Source organism: Streptomyces purpureus, from assembly GCF_014648195.1.
Classification (GTDB): Bacteria; Actinomycetota; Actinomycetes; order Streptomycetales; family Streptomycetaceae; genus Streptomyces; species Streptomyces purpureus.
The window spans coordinates 44669-65083 of record NZ_BMQQ01000021.1 but is presented as its reverse complement, the minus strand read 5'-3'; the positions used below and the strand labels follow the sequence as shown (position 1 = coordinate 65083).

15 protein-coding genes and 2 pseudogenes are annotated in these 20415 nt (G+C 71.0%); 9 read left to right on the top strand and 8 right to left on the bottom strand.

Features of this window, described 5'->3' with window-relative positions; translation table 11 throughout:
* The first annotated feature begins 220 nt into the window (after window positions 1–220).
* From cimA to IEZ01_RS24150, 5 genes and pseudogenes are all read left to right on the top strand, one after another.
* Window positions 221–1849 (top strand): citramalate synthase, encoded by a 1629-nt coding sequence (gene cimA, locus IEZ01_RS24170; RefSeq protein WP_019889710.1) that lies wholly within the window; start codon window positions 221–223, stop codon window positions 1847–1849.
* A 48-nt stretch (window positions 1850–1897) separates the two neighbouring features.
* On the top strand, window positions 1898–2122 hold the full coding sequence (locus IEZ01_RS24165; protein WP_189203738.1) for a hypothetical protein: 225 nt from the start codon (window positions 1898–1900) through the stop codon (window positions 2120–2122).
* Window positions 2074–2710, top strand: a pseudogene (locus IEZ01_RS24160) (glycoside hydrolase family 3 protein); the annotation flags it as partial. The gene IEZ01_RS24165 and the pseudogene IEZ01_RS24160, both read left to right, overlap by 49 nt.
* Window position 2711: 1 nt before the next feature.
* A pseudogene (locus IEZ01_RS36085) lies at window positions 2712–2825 on the top strand (AMP-binding enzyme); the annotation flags it as partial.
* A gap of 115 nt (window positions 2826–2940) precedes the next feature.
* Complete coding sequence (locus IEZ01_RS24150) at window positions 2941–4299, top strand: hypothetical protein (RefSeq protein WP_019889714.1); 1359 nt, start codon at window positions 2941–2943, stop codon at window positions 4297–4299.
* Between the two features lie 104 nt (window positions 4300–4403).
* Here the strand turns inward: IEZ01_RS24150 and IEZ01_RS24145 are convergent, their stop codons facing one another.
* Window positions 4404–5021: a YceI family protein gene (locus IEZ01_RS24145; RefSeq protein WP_189203736.1), complete on the bottom strand. Its 618-nt coding sequence runs from the start codon at window positions 5019–5021 to the stop codon at window positions 4404–4406.
* 197 nt (window positions 5022–5218) lie between these two features.
* Between IEZ01_RS24145 and IEZ01_RS24140 the strand changes: the two genes are divergently transcribed.
* The 4 genes from IEZ01_RS24140 (at window position 5219) to IEZ01_RS24125 (ending at window position 13547) form a co-directional block, all read left to right on the top strand.
* Window positions 5219–9073, top strand: coding sequence for an endo-alpha-N-acetylgalactosaminidase family protein (locus IEZ01_RS24140; protein ID WP_189203734.1), 3855 nt, complete (start codon window positions 5219–5221; stop codon window positions 9071–9073).
* A gap of 167 nt (window positions 9074–9240) precedes the next feature.
* A complete protein-coding gene (locus IEZ01_RS24135) occupies window positions 9241–11592 on the top strand; it encodes a polysaccharide lyase 8 family protein (RefSeq protein ID WP_189203732.1) in 2352 nt (783 codons plus the stop codon).
* 152 nt (window positions 11593–11744) lie between these two features.
* On the top strand, window positions 11745–13331 hold the full coding sequence (locus IEZ01_RS24130) for an acyl-CoA carboxylase subunit beta (RefSeq protein WP_019889719.1): 1587 nt from the start codon (window positions 11745–11747) through the stop codon (window positions 13329–13331).
* A gap of 12 nt (window positions 13332–13343) precedes the next feature.
* Complete coding sequence (locus IEZ01_RS24125; RefSeq protein WP_019889720.1) at window positions 13344–13547, top strand: acyl-CoA carboxylase subunit epsilon; 204 nt, start codon at window positions 13344–13346, stop codon at window positions 13545–13547.
* 131 nt (window positions 13548–13678) lie between these two features.
* Here IEZ01_RS24125 and IEZ01_RS24120 read toward each other — a convergent pair whose 3' ends face one another.
* From IEZ01_RS24120 to IEZ01_RS24090, 7 genes are all read right to left on the bottom strand, one after another.
* Window positions 13679–14257, bottom strand: coding sequence for a GTP-binding protein (locus tag IEZ01_RS24120; RefSeq protein WP_189203730.1), 579 nt, complete (start codon window positions 14255–14257; stop codon window positions 13679–13681).
* Window positions 14238–14825, bottom strand: coding sequence for a DUF742 domain-containing protein (locus tag IEZ01_RS24115; protein WP_028798025.1), 588 nt, complete (start codon window positions 14823–14825; stop codon window positions 14238–14240). Before IEZ01_RS24115 ends, IEZ01_RS24120 begins: the two co-directional genes overlap by 20 nt.
* A 112-nt stretch (window positions 14826–14937) precedes the next feature.
* Window positions 14938–15351, bottom strand: coding sequence for a roadblock/LC7 domain-containing protein (locus tag IEZ01_RS24110; RefSeq protein ID WP_006127847.1), 414 nt, complete (start codon window positions 15349–15351; stop codon window positions 14938–14940).
* A 10-nt stretch (window positions 15352–15361) separates the two neighbouring features.
* The gene (locus IEZ01_RS24105; protein WP_189203728.1) at window positions 15362–18643 is read right to left on the bottom strand and encodes a sensor histidine kinase; all 3282 of its coding nucleotides are present in this window, start codon (window positions 18641–18643) and stop codon (window positions 15362–15364) included.
* A 348-nt stretch (window positions 18644–18991) separates the two neighbouring features.
* The gene (locus IEZ01_RS24100; protein ID WP_028798027.1) at window positions 18992–19573 is read right to left on the bottom strand and encodes a GTP-binding protein; all 582 of its coding nucleotides are present in this window, start codon (window positions 19571–19573) and stop codon (window positions 18992–18994) included.
* Window positions 19554–19958: a DUF742 domain-containing protein gene (locus IEZ01_RS24095; RefSeq protein WP_019889726.1), complete on the bottom strand. Its 405-nt coding sequence runs from the start codon at window positions 19956–19958 to the stop codon at window positions 19554–19556. The genes IEZ01_RS24100 and IEZ01_RS24095 overlap by 20 nt, the downstream gene beginning before the upstream one ends.
* A 132-nt stretch (window positions 19959–20090) precedes the next feature.
* The coding region (locus tag IEZ01_RS24090) for a roadblock/LC7 domain-containing protein (RefSeq protein ID WP_229833192.1) at window positions 20091–20415 on the bottom strand (325 nt) is incomplete at its 5' end.

The window sequence follows — 20415 nt, the reverse complement described above, 5'->3', positions numbered from 1 at the left end:
GATTATTGGCAGTAGCGCGCCGGTCCGCAGTGACCGCTGAACGCGGCTGTACCCCCGCGGCAGCGGCCACCGTGCCCCAGACCCGCGCGCAGACCTCTCGCACCCGCGAGGGGTTTTTTCGTTTTCCGGACCACCCCGACCGGAGACGGAAGGCGCGCGAAAATGGGGGCAAGTGGAGCCATACCTTCCGGAGCCACGTCCGACAGGAGCCAACACAGTCATGACCACGGAGACCGACCAGAGCACCGACCGGGGCGCTCGGGCCGACGACAGTTTCCATGTCTTCGACACCACGCTGCGCGACGGCGCCCAGCGCGAAGGCATCAACCTCACCGTCGCCGACAAGCTGACCATCGCGCGGCACCTGGACGAATTCGGCGTCGGCTTCATCGAGGGCGGCTGGCCCGGGGCCAACCCGCGGGACACCGAGTTCTTCGCCCGCGCCCAGCAGGAGATCGACTTCAAGCACGCGCAGCTGGTCGCCTTCGGTGCCACCCGCCGGGCCGGGGCCAAGGCCGCCGACGACCCGCAGGTCAGAGCGCTCCTGGAGTCCGGCGCCCCGGTGATCACGCTGGTCGCCAAGGCTCACGACCGGCATGTCGAACTCGCCCTGCGCACCACGCTCGACGAGAACGTCGAGATGGTCCGCGACACCGTCACCTTCCTGCGCGAGCAGGGCCGCCGGGTCTTCGTCGACTGCGAGCACTTCTTCGACGGCTACAAGGCCAACCCCGAATACGCCAAGGCCGTCGTCCGCGCCGCCTCCGAGGCCGGCGCCGACGTCGTCATCCTCTGCGACACCAACGGCGGCATGCTCCCCGCCCAGGTCCAGGCCGTCGTCACCACCGTCCTCGCCGACACCGGCGCCCGCCTCGGCATCCACGCCCAGGACGACACCGGCTGCGCCGTCGCCAACACCCTGGCCGCCGTCGACGCGGGCGCCACCCACGTCCAGTGCACCGCCAACGGCTACGGCGAGCGGGTCGGCAACGCCAACCTCTTCCCGGTCGTCGCCGCACTGGAGCTCAAGTACGGCATGAAGGTGCTGCCCGACGGCGCGCTCGCCGAGATGACCCGGATCTCGCACGCCATCGCCGAGGTCGTCAACCTCACGCCCTCCACCCACCAGCCCTACGTGGGTGTCTCCGCCTTCGCCCACAAGGCCGGACTGCACGCCTCCGCCATCAAGGTCGACCCCGACCTGTACCAGCACATCGACCCCGAGCAGGTCGGCAACACCATGCGGATGCTCGTCTCCGACATGGCCGGGCGCGCCTCGGTCGAGCTCAAGGGCAAGGAGCTCGGCGTCGACCTCGGCAACGACCGCGACCTGGTCGGCCGGGTCGTCGAGCGGGTCAAGGAGCGCGAACTCCAGGGCTACACCTACGAGGCCGCCGACGCCTCCTTCGAACTGCTCCTGCGCGCCGAGGCGGAGGGACGCCCCCGCACCTACTTCCGTACGGAGTCCTGGCGGGCGATCGTCGAGGACCGCCCCGACGGCACCCACGCCAACGAAGCCACCGTGAAGCTGTGGGCCAAGGGCGAGCGGATCGTCGCCACCGCCGAGGGCAACGGCCCCGTGCACGCCCTCGACCAGGCGATGCGAGCCGGCCTCGAACCGGTCTACCCGCAACTCGCCAAGCTGGAGCTGGTCGACTACAAGGTCCGCATCCTCGAAGGGCGCCACGGCACCGAGTCCACCACCCGCGTCCTGATCACCACCGGCGACGGCAGCGGCGAGTGGTCGACGGTCGGCGTCGGCGACAACGTCATCGCCGCTTCCTGGCAGGCGCTGGAGGACGCGTACACCTATGGGCTGCTGCGCGCGGGGATCGAGCCGGCCCAGTAGCGCGTCGTACCGGCCGATTCGCCCCTGTTCGTCCCACACATGGGCAGCATGGCTCGTACGTTCATCACTCCGAGTACCAGGACGGCGGCGGCCGGTGCCGCCGTCGCCGTCCTGACCGGCTGCCTCACGGCCGCCGACGCGCCCGCCGCACCCCTCGTGCCGCGCGTCACCGCCGCCCCGGTCACCACCGTCACCGAGGGCTCCACCGCGCAGGTCCGCGTCACCCTGCACACCACGAAGCCGCTCACCCGGGCCGTGCGCAGGTGCTGCTGAAGAACAGCGGGGGAGCGCTGCCGCTGCGCGCCGGACAGCGGGTGTACGTGGCCGGTTCCAACGCCCACGACATGGCCAACCAGGTCGGCGGCTGGACCGTCAGCTGGCAGGGCCCCTCCTTGCCGACGATCAGCGGCAGGACGATCCTGGACGGGATCAGGACGGCGGCCAAGGGCGCCCGGGTCACCCACTCCGTGGACGCCTCGGCGCCCACCGAGGGGCATGACGTGGGCGTGGTCGCCGTCGGTGAGGCCCCGTACGCCGAGGGCTTCGGCGACGTCGGCAACAACGGCCACGACCTGGAGCTCACCGAGGCCGACCGGAAGGCCGTCGACCCGGGTCTGCGGCACGATGCGGTGCGTGGTGCTGGTCGTCTCCGGCCGTCCGCAGATGATCGCCGACCAGCTGCCCGCCATGGACGCGCTCGTCGCCTCCTGGCTGCCCGGCAGCGAGGGCGACGGCGTGACCCACGTGCTCTACGGCAAGCGGCCCTTCACCGGGAAGCTGCCGCTGAGCTGGCCCCGCTCCGCCGACCAGGGGCAGGTCAACGTCGGGGACCGCGGGTACGACCCGCTCTTCCCGTACGGCGACTCACCCGGCGGTCCGCGAGGCAGCCGTCGTCGGCGTCCCCGACGCCTACCGCGGCGAGACGGTGAAGGCGTACGTCAGCCTGCGCCCCGGCGTCTCCGCGGAGCCCGCCGAGCCTTCGGTCTGACCGTCCGAGGTCCCCAGCCCGGCCGCTGAGCGCGCGCCTGCCCCCAGGAGCGCGAATTTCAGGGATATGGCCTGATTTGCTCCCTTTCGGGTAGCTTCGATGCATGAGGACCAGGCCGTTTTCCGTACTGTCGGCCCTCGCCGGGCTGGCGCTCCTGCTGCTGTTGGCCCTGGCCCCCGGTGTCTCCGCCAGGGCCACGGGCATATCCGACGCGGCCGCGGCCCTGAAACAGGGCCCGGTCTACGTCGACCCGGGCGCCGCCGACCAGCTCTCGCGGGCCGACGCGGACGCCCTCGCTCAGAAGATCATCGACGCGGACAAGCCGGTCTTCGTGGCCGTCCTGCCCGCGACCGCCGACTTCCCGCCGGAGAACCTGCTGCGCAATCTGCGCACCGAGACCGGGGTGACCGGCCTCTACGCCGTCCGTCTCGGCGACGGGTTCGACGCGGGCGCGGACCGCTCCGTGATGTCCCGGGATGCCGTGCAGAACCTCGTCACCGCGGTGAGGACCCCCGGTGTCGACGCGCAGACCGAGCTGAACAACTTCGTCGACCAGGCCCTGCCGCAGGCCCGCGGCTCCGCCCCCGCCTCCTGGAGCGGCGGCTCGGCCGCCGACACCGAAGGTCCGGGCGTCGGCGCGCTGGTGACCCTCGGCGCGGTCGCGGCCGCCGGCGGTGCCGGCGCGCTCGCGGTCGCCAGGCGCAACAAGAACCGCAAGCGGGCCGAGGAGCAGGCCGCCCTCGACAAGCTGCGGGTCGTCGTCGACGAGGACATCACCGCCTTCGGCGAGGAGCTCGACCGGCTCGACTTCCACCCGGCGGAGAAGGGTGCCGACGACGCGATGCGCGCCGACTACGAACGCGCCCTGGACGCCTACGACAAGGCGAAGTCCCTGATGGGCGCCGCCGAGCACCCGAGCGACGTACGGGCGGTGACCCAGGCCCTGGAGGACGGCCGGTTCTCGCTCGCCGTCCTGGCGGCGCGCCGCGAGCACCGGCCGCTGCCCGAGCGCCGCTCGCCCTGCTTCTTCGACCCGCGCCACGGCCCCTCCGTGGCGGACGTGCTCTGGTCGCCGTCCGGCGCCGCGGCGCGGCAGGTCCCGGTCTGCGCGGCGGACGCCGCCCGGATCGAGGACGGCCAGGACCCGGCGGCCCGTACGGTCGACACCGACACCGGCCGCCGCCCGTACTGGGAGGCGGGCCCGGCCTACGGCCCCTGGGCGGGCGGCTACTTCGGCGGCGGCATCCTGCCCGGCCTGCTGATGGGCACGATGCTCGGATCGATGCTCTCCACCCCGGCGTATGCGGCGGAGTACGGCGGCGCCGACTTCCAGGGCGGGGACACCTCCGGCGCGGACTTCGACTCCGGTGACTTCGGCGGCGGAGACTCGGGCGGCTGGGGCGGCTTCGGCGGCGGTGACTTCGGCGGAGGAGGCGGCTTCGACGGCGGTGGCGGCTTCTGACCGCCGCGGCCGCCGCGGCGCTCAGCGGGTGAGCCGCCCGGTCGGCAGCGCCACGCGCGCGTGGTCGCTCGGGCGGCTCAGGTGAGTCTGGCGGCTCTGGCGGCTCAGGCGGCGGTCTTGATCGCGGAGATGTCGAAGGTCAGCTTCACCTTGTCGCTGACCATGACACCGCCGGCCTCCAGCGCCGCGTTCCAGGTCAGGCCCCAGTCGGAGCGCAGGATCTCGGCGCTGCCCTCGAAGCCGACGCGCTCGTTGCCGTAGACGTCCGTCGCGCTGCCGTGGAACTCCAGGTCGATGGAGAGCGGGCGGGTGACGTCCTTGATCGTGAGGTCACCGGTCATGCGGTATGTCTCGCCGCCCAGCTGCTCGGCCGAGGTGGAGCGGAAGGTCATCAGCGGGAACCGCTCCGCATCGAAGAAGTCGGCGCCGCGCAGATGGCCGTCGCGGTCGGCGATCCCGGTGTCGACGCTCTCGATCCGCACGTCGAGGGCGGCCGTGGAGGCGCCCGGGTCCGCCCCGTCGAGCCGCAGCGTGCCCTCGAACTCCCCGAAGGCGCCGCGGACGTTGGTGACCATGGCGTGGCGGACGGTGAAGCCGATGCTGCTGTGCGCCGGGTCGACGGTGTAGTCGCCGGTCAGGGCGGCCAGCGCCGGGTCCACCGGCAGGGTGGCGACCGCGGTGGCGGTGGTGGCGGTGTCGTTCTTGCGGCCGAAGAGACCCATGACGTGCTCCTTGGGGGGATGAGTGACGCTCTTGTTGAATGTTCAACGAGAACGACCGTAACTCCATTCCGTTCAACATTCAACATCTCTGTGGTCCGGGTCACGCTTGGACTAACGGAACGGGGTTCTTGGACTGGCGGAGCCGCCGCCGCACCAACGCGTTGACCGCCCCGCGCGGCGGCCACTACGCAGAGTCCATGTCGCGAAGATTCCGTTCCGGGTGCGCGCTCCTCGCCGCCTCGTCCGCCCTGTTCGCCCTGGCCGGGCCGCTCTCCGGGCCCGCCCTCGCGGACGGCCGGGCCCACCACGCCCCCCGCGCCGCCGGCCCGGGCACCACCGCCCTCATCGGCTCCCCCCAGCTCGCGGTCGCCGTCGCCAAGGACTTCCCGCGCGTGGTCTCGTACACCGACCGCGGGACCGGCACCGCCCTCGCGGGCAGTACGGCCCCGGTCACCCGGGTCGTGCTCAACGGCACGCCGTTCACCGTCCAGGCCAAGGGCGAACCGGTCGTCACCGCCGACCGGGCCGCCTACACCCTCACCTTCCCCGACCTCCCCGGCGTCGAGATCGACGCGTCCCTGACCGTCACCGGCCGCGCCACCACCTTCAAGGTCACCGCCGTCCGCGACACCGACGCCTTCCGCCTCGCCACCCTCGACATACCCGGCCACGACCTGGTCTCCGTCGGCTCGGCCGACCCGGGCGCCGAGACCGCCTTCACCTGGCTCGACCACGACTCGACCCGTAACGCCGACCGCTTCGCCGACATCACCGCCGCCACGGCGCCGGACCCCGCCCCCGTCGGCGCCACCTACGGCCTGGTCAACACGGCCTCACTGGCCGCCGCCGTCGAGTCCAACTCCAGCTACGACAAGCCCTCCGGCCCCACCGGCGGCGACAAGGCCCGGCTGTGGCACCAGGCCCGCAAGGCCGCCGACGGATCCGTCCGGGTCGGCGTCTGGTCCGGGCAGTGGACCTACCGCGGCGAAGGCGCCCCCCGGCCGGAGAGGGGCGACCACCTTCCCTGGGCGAAGGTCGTCGTCACCCCGGACGCCAACGGCGACGGGAAGACCGACTGGCAGGACGGCGCCCTCGCCTTCCGTGCCATCGGCGTCCGGGCACCCGGCAGCGAAAGCACCCCGGACCGGGTGATCACCCACATCCCGTTCAATTTCGCCAGCCAGGCCACCCACCCGTTCCTGCGCACCCTCGACGACGTCAAGCGGATCTCGCTGGCCACCGACGGCCTCGGCCAGCTCGCCGTCCTCAAGGGCTACGGCTCCGAGGGTCACGACTCCGCCCACCCCGACTACGGCGGCAACTACAACAAGCGGGCCGGCGGCCTCGACGACCTCAACAAGCTGCTGCGCGGCGGCAAGAAGTGGGGCGCCACCTTCGGCGTCCACGTCAACGCCACCGAGTCCTACCCCGAGGCCAGGAACTTCAGCGAGACCCTCGTCGACAAGACCCGGCCCGGCTGGAACTGGCTCAACCAGAGCTACTACATCGACCAGCGCCGCGACCTCAACAGCGGCGATCTCGCCAGCAGATTCCAGCAGTTGAGGAACGAGACCGACCGCAACCTCTCCTTCCTCTACATCGACGTCTACTACACACACGGCTGGATCGCCGACAAGACCCTCCAGGCCGTCCAGGCGCAGGGCTGGCACGTCGGCACGGAATGGTCGGAGAAGTTCGAGCGCGCCTCGCTCTGGTCCCACTGGGCCAACGACCTCGACTACGGCGGCTCCACCAACAAGGGCCTCAACTCCCAGATCATCCGCTTCATCCGCAACCACGAGAAGGACATCTGGAACAACCACCCCGTCCTCGGCCAGAGCGCGCTGGAGGAGTTCGAGGGCTGGACCGGCGAGAACGACTGGAACGCCTTCCAGGCCACCGTCTGGCAGAAGAACCTGCCCGCCAAATACCTCCAGCAGCAGCGGATCACCCGCTGGCAGGGCGACGACATCACCTTCACCGGCGGCGTGCGCGGCACCGTCGAGAACGGCCGGCGCACCTTCTACGACCACGGCCGCAAGGTCCTCGACGGCGAGCGCTATCTGCTCCCCTGGGACGGCGGCAGGAAGCTGTACCACTACAGCAAGGGGGGCGGCACCAGCAGCTGGGCGGTGCCGGGCCGGGGCGCGTACACCGTGTACGAGCTCACAGACAACGGCCGGGTGAGGACCGGTACGGTCCGCCCGGTCGACGGCCGGATCACCCTCGACGCGGCCGCCGGGCAGCCCTATGTGCTCTACCCCGACCGGGCGCCCGAGCAGAGCCCGCCGCGCTGGGGCGAGGGCGGCCCGGTCGCCGACCCGGGCTTCAACGACAACCGGCTGGCCGCCTGGACCAAGTCGGGCGATGTCACCCGTCACACCGACGCCAACGGCCGCCACAGCGCCGCGTTGACCGGTGACACCGAGGTGTCACTCACCCAGCGGATCACCGGCCTCACCCCCGGCCGCCGCTACACCGCCTCGGCGCTCGTCGAGGTCGAGCCGGGTGCGACGCGCCGCACCACGCTCTCGATCGCCGGGCGGTCGGTCGCCGTCGAACGCTCCGCCGTCAAGGACCAGGTCGCCGCATCCGACTGGCACGGCACCCACCTCCAGCGGGCCAGGACCACCTTCAACGCCCCGGCGGACGGCACCGCGGTGCTGAGGATCGCCGCCCAGGCCGGTACGGCGCGGGTACGCGTCGACGACGTCCGTGTCGTCGCGGGCGCCGCCCCCGCCCCCGAGCCCGGCACCGTCGTCCAGGAGGACTTCGAGGCCGTCGACCAGGGCTGGGGCCCCTTCCTCAAGGGTGACGCGGGCGGCTCCACCGACCCCCGCACCCACATCAGCCAGCTGCACGCCCCGTACACCCAGTCCGGCTGGAACGGCAAGCTCGTCGACGACGTCCTCGGCGGCGCCGAGTCCCTCAAGTCACACGACGAGAACCCCGGCCTCGTCTACCGCACCGCCCCCTGGACCGTGCCGATGAAGGCCGGCCACGCCTACCGGGTCTCCTACGACCACCAGTCCAGCCATGCGGGCGCCTACGAGTGGGTGACCGGGTACGACCGCACGTCCGGCGGCGCCGTGGAGACCCGCCGCACACCGATCGGACAGCAGCGGACCACCGCGCGGTTCACCGAGACCGTCACCGCCGGATGCGGGGACACCTGGACCGGGCTGCGCAAGCGGAGCGACGCCCCCGACGGAGCCGACTTCGTCCTCGACGGCTTCACCGTCACCGACCTCGGCCCGGCCGCCGAACCCGCCGCCTGTGGAACGCTCTCGGTCACGGCCGGCGAGACCCTGGAACCAGGCCGCCCCAACGACGTCACGGCCACCTTCACCCACGACGAGGCCGGAGCCGCCGAAGGGGTCGCGGTGGCACTGACCCTGCCCGACGGCTGGAGCGCCGAGCCGGCCGGCCCCGTCACCTTCGACTCGGTCGCACCGGGCGCCAAGGCGAGCGCCACCTGGCGGGTGACCCCACCGCTGGACGCCCCCTACCGGACGTACACGGTGACATCGCACGCGACCTACGCCACCGGTGGCGTCCCGCGCCGGGTGAGCGCCACCACCTCCGTCCGTACGCTGCCCCCGCCGCCCACCACCGACAGCTGGGCCAGTGACCTCGACTGGACCTCGGCCACCAACGGCTGGGGCCCCGTCGAACGCGACCGCTCCAACGGCGAGACCGGCACCGGCGACGGCCGCCCGCTGTCGATCGGCGGGGTGCCCTACGCCAAGGGCCTGGGCACCCACGCCCCGGCCACCGTCCGCTACTACCTGGGCGGCCGGTGCACCACCTTCACCGCCGAGGTCGGCGTGGACGACGCACAGACGGCCCGCGGCAGCGTGCGCTTCGGCGTGCTCGCCGACGGGACCCGGAAGGTGACGTCACCGGTCCTGGGGGCGAACGACCCGGCGTGGTCCCTGACCGTCGACGTCACCGGCGCGCGGTACGTCGACCTGGTGGCCGACGACGGGGGAGACGGCAACGGCAACGACCACGCCGACTGGAGCAACGCCCGCTTCCACTGCGGCGGTTGACCCTCGAAGGCCCTGACCCGGCGCCCGGGCGGCCCGCCATCCCGCCGTCCGGACGCCCCAAGGTGGAAAGCGCTTTCATCTCGTCATGTCATGACCATTGCTGGCGACAGAAAGCGCGTGCTACACCGGCCCTGAGCCGGTCCACACCCACGCCTCGGGAGGCCCCCGTGCCCGCCTGGTCCCGCCGCACCTTCCTCGCCGCCACCTCGTCCGCCGCCATCGGCGCCGCCCTCGTGCCCGCCCCGGCGTCCGCCCGTGTCCCCATTCAACGCGCCGCTGCCGCAGACGAGTTCGACACGCTACGAGCCCGCTGGCTGACCCTCCAGCTCGGCACCGGCTACGACCCGGCCGCCGCGCCGTACGCCTCCCGGCTCGCCGAGACCGGCGAACTCGCCCGCGGCTTCCAGGCGTCGATGGCCCCCACCGCCACCTCCCTGTGGCCGGGCCACGCCTTCGACCCGCCGTCCGGGATCACCAAGAGCTACAGCCGCCTGTGGACCATGACCGAGGCCTACCTCCAGCAGGGCACGGGCCTCACCGGCGACGAGAGCCTCCTCGCCGACGTGGTACGCGGCCTCGACCACCTCTCCGCCCGCGTCTACCACCCCGGCACCACCCGCTACGGCAACTGGTGGGAGTGGCAGATCGGCAGCCCCCGCCTGCTGATGGACATCGTCGCCGCCCTCCACGACCACCTCGGCCCGGACCGCGTCCAGGCCGCCTGCGCCGCCGTCGACCACTTCATCCCCGACTCCGCCCTCGGCAGCTACACCGGCACCTCCACCGGCGCCAACCGCGTCGACCTGTGCCGCTCGGTCGCCCTGCGCGGCGTCCTCGGCCGCGACCCCGCCAAACTCGCCCTGGCCCGGGACGCGCTGAGCCCCGTCTTCCCGTACGTCACCCGGGGCGACGGCCTCTACGCCGACGGCAGCTTCGTCCAGCACACCTGGGTCGCCTACTCGGGTACGTACGGACAGGTCCTGCTCGACGGCCTCGGCCGGCTCTTCACGCTGCTCGCCGGCTCCACCTGGGCGGTCACAGACCCGGCCCGGCAGATCATCCTCGACGGCGTCGAGCACGCCTACGCCCCGCTCATCTACAACGGCCTCGCGATGGACAGCGTCAACGGCCGTGCCATCAGCCGCGGTTACGCCCGCGACGACGCCCGGAAGATCCTGCGCGGCGACCATTTCCACGGCCAGGGACTCATCGCCGCCATCGCCCTGCTCGCCGCCGGGGCGAGCCCCGCCGAACGCGACCGGTGGCACGCGCGCGTGAAGGGCTGGATCGAACGGGACACGGTCAGCCCGATCCTCACCGCCCGCCAGTTCGGCGTCGCCGACCTCGCCCGGCTGCACGCGGTCGCCGCCGCCCCCGGCCCCGCCGCCCCCGAGCCCGTCGGCCACCGCCTCTTCGCCGCCATGGACCGCGCCGTCCACCGCCGCCCCGGCTGGGCCGCCAACATAGCCATGGCCTCGGAGCGGATCTCGTACTACGAGTGCGGCAACGGCGAGAACCCGCGCGGCTGGCACACCGGCGCCGGAATGCTCTACTGGTGGGGCCCCGGCCCAGGAGCGGACGCCCAGTACACCGACTGGTTCTGGCCGACCGTGGACCCCTACCGGCTGCCCGGCACCACCGTCTCCACCAAGCGGCTCGCCGACCGGGCCGGCGGCGAATGGGGGCAGCCCAAGCCCGCCGTCCAGTGGGTCGGCGGCGCCACCGACGGGGAGTTCGCCGCGGTGGGCCAGCACCTCAAGGGCCTCGGGTCCACCCTCGAAGCCCGTAAGTCCTGGTTCTGCGCCGCCGACACCGTCATCTGCCTCGGCGCCGGGATCACCAGCACCGACGGCGTCCCCGTCGAGACCGTCGTCGACAATCGCAACCTCGGCGAGCAGGGCACCCAGGCCTTCACCACCGGCCCCCGCTGGGCCCACCTCGAAGGCCACGGCGGCTGGGTCCTGCCCGGCGGCACGGGAGCGCTGCGCACCCTGCGCGAGGACCGCACGGGGGCCTGGAGCGACATCAACGCCGGCTCCTCCACCGAGCGCCGCACCCGCCGGTACCAGACCCTGTGGCTGGACCACGGCACGAACCCCACCCAAGCGGCCTACGCCTATCTGCTGATGCCGGGCGCCTCGCGACGCGCCGTGGCGGCACGTTCCCACGATCTCGGCTGGCTGGAGATCCTCGACAACACCGCGGACCGCCAGGCGGTCGCCGTCCGCTCTCTGGGGCTGACCGCGGCGAACTTCTGGCGAGCCGGTACGGTAGAGCGCCTGAAGGTGAGTGCCCCGGCGAGCGTGCTGGTGCGCAGGCGCCGCTCCACCGCCGTCCTCGCCGTCTCCGAGCCGCCCAGAACCGGGCAGCCGCTGGAGATCGCCTGGGACCGTCCGGTCGCCCGGATCCTCTTTCGCGATCCCTCGGTGGAGGTGCTCGCCACCACCCCGTCGCTCCGGCTGCGGATCACCCCCGGCACCCAGGGGGCCACTCATCGGTGTGAGGTGGCTCTCAGCTGACTTTTATAGGAACCCCATAAGTACGAGGGGTTCCTAGCTGTTGAGAAGTGCCGTACGGGAAGCCGTTCTGTCCAGCTCCACCAGGAATCCGGTCAGGAGACTGTACGGAGTCAACGGCGGGATTTTCTTGGTCGGCTTCGTAGGGTCGGTACATGACCGATCTGGTGGACAAGATCCCGAGCGAGCCGAGTGACGCCCGTGGGCGTGTGGCGGAGCTGCACGCCCTGCGTGAGCAGGCCCTGCGTGGGCCGAGCGACCGTGCGACCGAGGCGCAGCACGCGAAGGGCAAGCTGACGGCTCGCGAGCGTATCGAGCTGCTGGTGGACCCGGGCTCGTTCCGTGAGGTCGAGCAGTTGCGACGGCACCGGGCGTCCGGCTTCGGTCTGGAGTCCAAGAAGCCCTACACCGACGGTGTGATCACGGGCTGGGGCACCGTCGAGGGCCGCACGGTCTTCGTCTACGCCCACGACTTCCGGATCTTCGGCGGCGCGCTGGGCGAGGCCCACGCCACCAAGATCCACAAGATCATGGACATGGCCATCGCGGCCGGTGCGCCGCTGGTCTCCCTGAACGACGGCGCCGGCGCCCGTATCCAGGAGGGCGTCTCGGCGCTCGCCGGCTACGGCGGCATCTTCCAGCGCAACACCAGGGCCTCGGGTGTCATCCCGCAGATCTCGGTGATGCTCGGCCCGTGCGCGGGCGGCGCCGCCTACTCCCCGGCGCTCACCGACTTCGTCTTCATGGTCCGTGAGACCTCGCAGATGTTCATCACCGGCCCGGACGTCGTCAAGGCGGTCACCGGCGAGGAGATCTCCCAGAACGGCCTGGGCGGCGCCGACGTGCACGCCGAGACCAGCGGCGTGGCGCACTTCGCCTACGACGACGAGGAGACCTGCATCGCGGAGGTGCGCTACCTCCTGTCGATGCTGCCGCAGAACAACCGCGAGAACCCCCCGGTCGTCGTCTCCGAGGACGCCGCCGACCGCCGCTCGGACGTCCTGCTCGACCTGGTCCCGGCCGACGGCAACCGCCCGTACGACATGCACAAGGTCATCGAGGAGCTCGTCGACGACGGCGACTACCTCGAGATCCACGAGCGCTGGGCCCGCAACATCATCTGCGCGCTGGCCCGGCTCGACGGCCAGGTCGTCGGCATCGTCGCCAACCAGCCCCAGTCGCTGGCCGGTGTCCTGGACATCGAGGCGTCCGAGAAGGCCGCCCGGTTCGTGCAGATGTGCGACGCCTTCAACATCCCGATCATCACTCTTCTGGACGTACCCGGCTTCCTGCCCGGCGTCGACCAGGAGCACGGTGGAATCATCCGGCACGGCGCAAAGCTGCTGTACGCCTACTGCAACGCGACCGTGCCCCGTATCTCCCTGATCCTGCGCAAGGCGTACGGCGGCGCCTACATCGTCATGGACTCCCAGTCCATCGGCGCCGACCTCACCTACGCCTGGCCCACCAACGAGATCGCGGTCATGGGCGCCGAGGGCGCGGCCAACGTCATCTTCCGCCGGCAGATCGCCGACGCCGAGGACCCCGAAGCCATGCGGGCCCGCATGGTCAAGGAGTACAAGGCCGAGCTGATGCACCCCTACTATGCGGCGGAGCGCGGACTCGTCGACGACGTCATCGACCCCACCGAGACCCGCGAGGTCCTCATCAAGTCCCTCGCGATGCTCCGCACCAAGCACGCCGACCTGCCGTCCCGCAAGCACGGCAACCCGCCTCAGTAACAGGAGCACCCTGTGACCACACCCGCCTCCGAGCATCTGCTGCGCGTCGAGAAGGGCCACGCCGACCCCGAGGAACTCGCCGCGATCACCGCGGTCCTCCTCGCCCGCGCCGCCGCCCAGCCCGACGCCCCGGCCCACCGCCGCCGCTCCACCGCCGGCTGGCGCCGCCTGGAACGCCAGAACGGCTTCCGCTCGGCCCACTCCTGGCAGGGCTGACGCCCACCGCACGCGTGAAGGCCCCCGTCGCGAGACGGGGGCCTTTCGCGTCCCCAGGCACGTGCCGCGACGCCACGCAGAAGGCCCCGTACACCTTCCGCGGTGTACGGGGCCGGGGCGGCTCGTGACGGCTAGCGCAGGCGGGCCATCAGGGCGTGCTCGACGAGCGTGATGAGGGCGCTCTTGGCGTCCGCGCGGTGGCGGGCGTCGGTGGTGATGATCGGGGTGTCCGGGCCGATCTGGAGCGCCTCGCGCACCTCGTCCGGCGTGTACGGCTGGTGGCCGTCGAAGCCGTTGAGGGCGATGACGAACGGCAGCCCGGAGTTCTCGAAGTAGTCGACCGCCGGGAAGCAGTCGGCGAGCCGGCGGGTGTCGACCAGCACGACCGCGCCGATCGCGCCGCGCACCAGGTCGTCCCACATGAACCAGAAGCGGTCCTGGCCCGGCGTACCGAAGAGGTACAGGATCAGGTCCTGGTCCAGGGTGATACGGCCGAAGTCCATGGCGACGGTCGTCGTCTTGTCGCCGGTGTGGGTGAGGTCGTCGATGCCCGCCGACGCGGAGGTCATCACGGCTTCGGTACGCAGCGGGTTGATCTCCGAGACGGCGCCGACGAACGTGGTCTTGCCCACGCCGAAGCCGCCCGCCACCACGATCTTCGCGCTGGTGGTTGAGCGGGCAGCACCGCCGCTAGAGCTTGCGAAGTCCACTGAGCACCCTTTCGAGCAGTGTCACATCTGGCTGGCCGCCGGCGGCCTCGTCGCCGCCGGGCTGGTGGATGGCGACGAGGCCGGCCTCCGCCAGGTCGGCGACGAGGATCCGGGCAACGCCGAGGGGGATGGAGAGGAGGGCCGAGATCTCGGCGACCGACTTGATCTCGAAGCACAGCCGGCAGATCCGCTGGTGCTCGGGCAACTGCCCTTGCAGCCGGGCCGGATCGGCCGTGGTGCTGACCAGTGCCTCGATGGCGAGCTGGTACCGCGGCCGGGTCCGGCCGCCGGTCATGGCGTACGGACGGACCAGCGGGTTGTGGCTGGTTCCGGAGCCCGCGCCCGCCCCTGAGCGGGCCTTGGGTTCCGTGGTCCGCCGCGGGGCCGCGGGCTGGATCCGCGGCGCCTGCGGCTGGTCGTACGGCTGTTGAGCATTCGGATAGGGCTGTGCGGGGCCCTGTCTGCTGCTCGGTGCGGAGGGAAAGTTGAAACGGTTCTGACCGGTGTCACCGTGCGGCTGGTGCCCGTCATAACCGTCATATGGGCGTCCGCCCGGGGGTGTTCCCACGTTTCCTCCTCCGACTGCCGTCGCGGTCCATGTCCCTTGGAGCCGCGCCACCGCACCCTATGGTGCGATGGCGCGAAACGCACTGTCTGTCTGATGGTTGAGAACAGTTCTTCTAGTTCAGGAGGCTTCCCTGAAGCTCCGCGCGCAGGTCCGGGGTGAGGACGCTGCCGGCCCGGTCGACCAGCAGCGCCATCTCGTACCCGACGAGGCCGATGTCGGCGTCCGGGTGCGCGAGCACGGCCAGCGAAGAACCGTCCGAGATGGACATGATGAAGAGGAAACCGCGCTCCATCTCGACCACGGTCTGGTTGACGGCACCCCCCTCGAAGATCCGGGACGCCCCCGCGGTGAGCGAGGTCAGTCCGGAGGCGACGGCCGCAAGCTGGTCGGCGCGGTCCCGGGGGAAACCCTCCGACATCGCCAGCAGGAGTCCGTCGGCGGAGACCACCACCGTGTGGGACACCCCAGGGGTGTTGTCCACGAAGTTGGTGATCAACCAGTTCAGATTCTGCGCCGCCTGGCTCATCGGGCTCACACTAACGCTCCTGGTTGTAGGTACTACCCGGGCCGAGGCCCGATCCGTTCGTGTCCGTTCCCGCGCTGCGACCCTGCTGGACGCCGCGCCGCAGGTTGCTCAACCTGCCACGCACGTCCTCAGGGGCGCGGGAGACCTGTGGGCCGCCCTGCGGGGTCTGCTCCGCCGTGCCCTCGACCAGATTGGCCTTGGGAACCCGTCGCGGCAGCCCGGAGGGGGTGACCCCTCCGGCCTTCGGCTCGCGGAGCTTCTCGGCCCGCTGCCAGCGTTCGTCGTTCGTCGAACGCCAGTCGTCGGAGCCGTCGGCGTCGTTCTGCCGGTCCTCGCGGCCCGGCTGGGCCTGCTGCACCGGCTTCGCCTGCGGCGCCCGCTGCTGCGACTGCGGCTGCGGCGCCTGCGGGTTCTGCGCGCTGCTGCCGCGGCGCGGCAGACCGGCGTCGGTCAGCGCGTGACCGCTGCTCGGGGCCGGACCCTGACGGTCGAAGCCTACGCGCTCCGGAGCGTGCGCGGGAGCGCCCGGGGCAGATTCCGCTTCCGGCTGGTAATCCGACTCATAGCGGCCCTGGAAGGCGTCCTGACCGGCCCACTCGCCCTGCTGGGCCTGGGAGTCGAACGAGCCGTCGTACTGCGGCTGCTGAGCCTCCTGAGCCGGATACGTGGATTCCGGATAGGCCGACTCGGCATAGCTGCCGGAGGCATAGTCACCGGTCTGGTACTCACCGGTGCGGTACTCGTCCGTGCGGTAGCCCTCGCCGCGGTACTCCTCGCCGGAGTACTCCTCGTAGCCGGAGTGCTCGCCGTAGCCCTGCTGCTGGTCGTAACCAGGCTGCTGGTAGCCCTGATCGTAGCCCTGCTGCCGCTCGCCCTGCGCGTACTCCTGGCCGTAGGACTGCTCGTCCTGCTGGGGTGCGTAACCCTGCTGGTCCTGCTCGACCTCGTCCCTGAACAGCGGCCGGTCGCTGCCCTGCGCGCGCTCCTCCAGGGCCGCCCGGCGCTCCCCGCGCATCAGCGAACGGCCGACCGGGTCGAGCTGGCGCTCGCCGGTCTGCTGCTCGTAGCGCGAGTCGTCGAAGCCGAGTTCGGCGGCGGTGCGCAGCGGGGCGCTCTCGAAGGCCTGCTGCTCGGGGATGATCTGCGAGACGGTGAAGTCGTCGTCCGGCAGCGGGTCGCCACCACCACCGTGGGTGATCGCGTCCGGGAGCATGACCAGCGAGGTCGTGCCCGCCTGCTCGCCCGAGGGGCGCAGCTGGACCCGGATGCCGTGCCGGTCGGCGAGCCGGCCGACCACGAACAGGCCCATGCGCTGCGAGACGGCGGCGTCCACGGTCGGCGGGTTGGCCAGCTTGTGGTTGATGTCCGCGAAGTCCTCGGCGGTCAGGCCGATGCCCTTGTCGTGGATCTCGATCATGACCCGACCGTCGGGCAGCCGGGTGGCGGTGACGCGAACCTTCGTCTGCGGGGAGGAGAACGTCGTGGCGTTCTCCAGCAGCTCGGCGAGCAGGTGCACGAGGTCGGTCACGGCCTGGCCGTGGATCTCGGACTCGGGGACACCGGTCAGCTCGATGCGCTCGTACGACTCCACCTCGGAGGAGGCGGCGCGCAACACGTCCACCAGCGGCACCGGCTGGTTCCAGCGGCGGCCCGGCTCCTCGCCGGCGAGGATGAGGAGGTTCTCGCCGTTGCGGCGCATACGGGTCGCCAGGTGGTCCAGCTTGAAGAGGTTCTCCAGCTGGTCCGGGTCGGCCTCGTTGTTCTCCAGGTCGGTGATCAGGGTCAGCTGGCCCTCGATCAGCGCCTGGTTGCGCTGCGACAGGTTGGTGAAGATCGCGTTGACGTTGCCCCGGAGCAGGGCCTGCTCGGCGGCGAGCCGGACGGCCTCACGGTGGACCTGGTCGAAGGCGCGGGCGACCTCGCCGATCTCGTCCTGGGTGTCGATCGGGATGGCCTTCACGCGGGTGTCGACGCGGCCGGGCTCGGTGCGCGAGAGCTGGTCGACCAGCATCGGCAGCCGCTGCTCGGCGATGGTGAAGGCGGCGGTCCGCAGCTGGCGCATGGAGCGGCTCATCTGGCGCGCCATCATCCCGGCCAGGATGAAGGCGGTGAGGAGCGCGATCACGACGATGCCGCCGATGACGAACGCGTCGGTCCTGGCCTCGTCGGCGATGTCCGAGGCCTCGTCCACGGCCTTGGTGACGAGCTCCGACTCGACCTGGGAGTAGCCGTCGAACTTCGCCGTGGAGCCGCCCATCCAGGTCTCGGGGGTGATGTCCTTCTTACGGAGGTCCTTGATCCCGTCGGCGTCCTTGGCCTGGCCGATCGCGGCGGCCATACCGGCGAGGACGTTGCCCTGCGCGTCCCGCGGCGGGTTGAGACCGGCCGCCTCGAGCTTCTTGGCGCCCTCGACCGCCTTGCCCTTCATGACCTCCTGGAGCCGCGCGACATCGGCGTCGGTGCCACCGGACTGGTACTCGCCCAGAGCGATGGACTCCAGGTAGTTGTACGAGTTGAACGCCACCGACTGCTGGGCGAAGACGGCGTCGTCCTTGCTCGGCCGGACCAGCAGGTGCATACCGATCGAGCGCTGCAGCGAGTTCGCGGCCTTGGCGAGCTGGATGGCGTAGACCGTACGGCCGTAGCTGGTGACGTTGCCGGTACCGAGACCGAGCTCGTTGGAGAACTCCATCAGGTAGTGCTGGACCGCGACGTAGCCCTGCTCGGTCTGGGTGGGGTCCTGCACGCGCTTGTACGCGACCTCGCGCAGGTCCTCCAGGGTCGGCTTGGCGTTCCTGAAGAGCTCCAGACGGCGCTCCAGGCCCTGCCCCTCGGGCATGTCCTGGACGGCGGCGTCGAACTTCTTCTTCGCCTCGTCGGTGGCCGCGTAGATCTTGAGGACCTCGTCGGTCTTACGGTCCTCCTCGGTCCTCGCGGTGAGGAGCGGTGCGGCGGTGAGGTCACGCTCGTTGAGGAGGGCCTCGCCGTACTCCGAGGCGGCGCGCACGATGAGCGCCGTCTTCTCGGCGTCCCGGGCCTCCTGCCAGGTGTCGACAGCGGTCTTCACCTGGAAGCCGCCCATGACGAGGCCGACGAGCACGGGTATGAGGAGGATCGCGTTCAGCCGGGTGGGCACCCGCCAGTTACGCGGGGACAGCTTGCTGGAGCTGCCGGTGGGGGCGCTTTCCTCGACCGTTCCTGGCGCGTCCGCAGGCGACACCGCCGCGCGCGGCGGCGGGGTGAAGTTTCCCCGCGCCTGCTGCTCCGCGGAGCTTTCCTTGCTTCGCCTCACTCGACCAACAACCTCTCGGCGTCGGCACCTACGTTGTGCCGTTTTTCGTTCAGGGCCGTACTACTCGGGAGTTCAGGGAATTGCAGCACGTGAAGCGGGTCCGTTCCAAACAGCGGGAACGGGCCATTTCAAGTGGTCCAGACCGCAGATAAAACGGGCATAAAGAGCGAGCCCCGCCAAAAGGCGGGGCTCATGTGAGCGCAGCGATACGACTCGGATGCGTCGGGTGTCCGACCAGGCTCAATTCTCTGTCGAAATGTTATGAACACCGGGGCGGACCGTGTCGAACCACACAGCGCACCCCTGTTTACAACTGGTCGGACTACGACAACTGACGTATACCGGCCACTACTTGAGTCGCGCCATCAGGGCATGCTCGACGAGCGTGATGAGCGCGCTCTTCGCATCCCCCCGGTGACGGGCGTCGGTGGTGATGATCGGGGTGTCCGGGCCGATCTGGAGCGCCTCGCGCACCTCGTCGGGACCGTAGGGCTGGTACCCGTCGAATCCGTTGAGGGCGATGACGAACGGCAGCCCGGAGTTCTCGAAGTAGTCCACCGCCGGGAAGCAGTCGGCCAGACGACGGGTGTCGACCAGCACGACAGCGCCGATGGCACCCCGGACCAGGTCGTCCCACATGAACCAGAAGCGGTCCTGGCCCGGCGTACCGAAGAGGTACAGGATCAGGTCCTGGTCCAGAGTGATACGGCCGAAGTCCATCGCCACCGTGGTGGTGGTCTTGTCACCGGTGTGCGTCAGGTCGTCGATGCCCGCCGACGCGGAGGTCATCACGGCCTCTGTACGCAGCGGATTGATCTCCGAGACGGCGCCGACGAACGTGGTCTTGCCCACGCCGAAGCCACCCGCCACCACGATCTTCGCGCTGGTGGTCGACCGGGCGGTACCGCCGCTAGATCTTCCGAAGTCCACTGAGCACCCTTTCGAGCAGCGTCACATCCGGCGTGCCGCCGGCCTCTCCATTGCCCGGCTGGTGGATCGCCACCATGCCCGCCTCGGCCAGGTCGGCGACGAGGATCCGGGCGACACCCAGGGGCATCGACAGCAGTGCGGAGACCTCGGCCACCGACTTGACCTCACGGCAGAGGTGGCAGATCCGCTGGTGCTCGGGGAGCAGCGACCCGAGGTGGGCCGGGTCGGCGGTCGTGCTGACCAGCGCCTCGATGGCGAGCTGGTAGCGCGGCCGGGTCCGGCCGCCGGTCATGGCGTACGGACGGACCAGCGGCTGGTCGCCTTCATGCCCGTAGGCGTCTACGGAGACGCCGTACGGATCGTGAGAGGCGGGTGGCGGGGTCATTAATCCTCCGGGCGTGACAGCAGGATCGTCTTCGTGCCGTCTGAGGGGCCGGTGGGGGGCCATGTGGGGCGGCCTTACGGTCAGTTGGGGCGGAAGGCGGGCTGAGGGGCGCACCGCCGACGTGCTGTTGGGCTAGTGGAGCAGGCTTCCCTGGAGCTCGGCCCGCAGGTCCGGGGTGAGGACGCTGCCGGCCCGGTCGACCAGCAGCGCCATCTCGTACCCGACAAGGCCGATGTCGCACTCCGGGTGGGCCAGGACGGCCAGGGAGGAGCCGTCCGAAACGGACATGAGGAAGAGGAAACCGCGCTCCATCTCCACGACGGTCTGGGTGACGGGACCGCCTTCGAAGATCCGGGACGCCCCCGCGGTGAGCGAGGTCAGTCCGGAGGCGACGGCCGCGAGCTGGTCGGCGCGGTCGCGCGGAAACCCTTCGGACATCGCCAGCAGCAGACCGTCC